Origin of the sequence: Halorubrum sp. SP3 (genome assembly GCF_005435195.1) — an archaeon.
Lineage (GTDB): Archaea > Halobacteriota > Halobacteria > Halobacteriales > Haloferacaceae > Halorubrum > Halorubrum sodomense.
The window spans coordinates 1-1,574 of sequence record NZ_SGTU01000087.1 but is presented as its reverse complement, the minus strand read 5'-3'; the positions used below and the strand labels follow the sequence as shown (position 1 = coordinate 1,574).

Below are 1,574 nucleotides of genomic sequence, written 5' to 3'. Positions count from 1 at the left end.
GGACGCCGAGCGCGACCAGGTCGAAGCCGCGCTCGACCGCCAGCGACGCGACGCCGGTGGGATAGGGGACGCCGCGGCGGTCGTTCAGCAGGTACGCGCGCACCCCGTCGCCGGCCCGCGCGGGGACGATCAGGTTCGCCGTCTGACTCGCGAACACCGTCGCCGTGAGGAACGCCGTGCGAGGGCGGTGACCCATCGGCGCGAGCACGTCGCCGTACCGTCGACCGCGGACCGGCCACGAGGCGAGGTAGACGGCGAGCGCCGCGAGGAGGAGCCACGGGTCAGCCGCGACCGCCGTCGCGACGACGGCCTCGACGTCGAGGGTCCGCGTCAGCACCGCGCCGCCGACCGCGAGGACGAGGACCGTCCCCGCGACCGCGAGCGAGCCTCGGGGCAGACGCTCCCGAAGTCGAACGAGGCGCTCGCGGAGCCGAGCGGCGGCGACGCGCGGGTTCATCCATTCGTTTAGGTCGCCCTAAAGAATAAAACGCTGGCGGTTCGCGGAGAAGCGGCGGGGGCTCGTCGACGCGCCGAGCGGCGGCGGCGCGGCCGGGCTCCGAACCGACGCAACACGTTTGTTCGTAGAAATCGAAATACCACGCATGAACGCGAACGAGGCCGTCCCCGGCTCCGCGACCGACGCCGTGCGGATGTGGCTCGTCGAGCGCACCTACTCCGACGACGAGCAAAATATGGTGATCCTCACGTACGCGACGCCGGACGGCGAGCGCTACTTCCGGAAGGAGCGCGCGCTCACCTCCTTCTCTGACGTGCGCGACACCACGGCCGCCGTCGACGCGGCGTCGTCGAACGTCGGGACCGTCGACGACCCCGACGACCGCGAGCGGTACGCCGCCGAGGCGGCCCGGATGGCGAACGCGCACGACCCCGACGACGTGATCTGAGTCGCGCCGGGCTCCCCCGCGCGACCCGCAACGGTCGGCCCCGCACACCCTTTTCACCGCGCGGTTCCAACCCTCGCCCGATGCGCGCCACCCTCGAAACGCTCGGGATCGTCCTCCTCGTCGGCGCCGCACAGGCCCTCCTGAGCCTCGTCGGCCGCTTCGGACTCCTCGCGCTGTCGACGCCCCTCTCCGTCGCCCCGTGGACCCTCATCACGAGCGTGTACGCGCACGGCTCCGTCGGTCACCTCGTGGCGAACGCCCTCGCGCTGCTGCTCGTCGGTCCCCTCGTCGAGCGCCGGACGACCCGCCCGCGCTTCCACGCGTTCGTGGTCGCCACCGGCGCGCTCGCGGGCGCCGCGCAGGTGACCGTCGGGAGCCTGCTCGGCCCCCCGGCCGCCGTGTTGGGGATCAGCGGCGCCGTCTTCGCGCTCGGCGGCTACCTGCTCGCCGGCAACGTCGTGAGCGCGACGCTGTTCGATCGGCTCCGGCTCTCGCCGCGGGCCCAGCTGCTCCTGTTCGGCCTCGTCGCCGTCGTCCTCACCGCGACGACGGCCGCGCCGGGCGTCGCGCTGATCGCGCACGCGACGGGCGCGTTCTGCGGGCTCGTCGCCGGACGGATGGGCCTGCTCGACGCGAGCTGAGCGGGGCGGGACCCTGGGCGAAACGCGA

At 73.4% G+C, this 1,574-nt stretch carries 3 protein-coding genes; 2 read left to right on the top strand and 1 reads right to left on the bottom strand.

The features are described 5' to 3' along the window. Positions 1–457 (bottom strand): lysylphosphatidylglycerol synthase domain-containing protein (locus EXE42_RS15475; protein ID WP_199240771.1); only part of this gene is annotated, 457 nt, incomplete at its 3' end. A 145-nt stretch (positions 458–602) separates the two neighbouring features. Between EXE42_RS15475 and EXE42_RS15470 the strand changes: the two genes are divergently transcribed. Together EXE42_RS15470 and EXE42_RS15465 are read left to right on the top strand one after the other, a co-directional pair. Then, positions 603–905 (top strand): hypothetical protein, encoded by a 303-nt coding sequence (locus EXE42_RS15470; RefSeq protein ID WP_092920618.1) that lies wholly within the window; start codon positions 603–605, stop codon positions 903–905. A gap of 80 nt (positions 906–985) precedes the next feature. After that, positions 986–1,546: a rhomboid family intramembrane serine protease gene (locus EXE42_RS15465; protein WP_137706904.1), complete on the top strand. Its 561-nt coding sequence runs from the start codon at positions 986–988 to the stop codon at positions 1,544–1,546. The last annotated feature ends 28 nt before the right edge of the window (positions 1,547–1,574 follow it).

Bases quoted from the DNA above. Each gene is read 5' to 3' on its own strand.
- EXE42_RS15465 (WP_137706904.1), top strand. From the start codon at position 986: ATGCGCGCCACCCTCGAAACGCTCGGGATCGTCCTCCTCGTCGGCGCC.
- EXE42_RS15470 (WP_092920618.1), top strand. From the start codon at position 603: ATGAACGCGAACGAGGCCGTCCCCGGCTCCGCGACCGACGCCGTGCGG.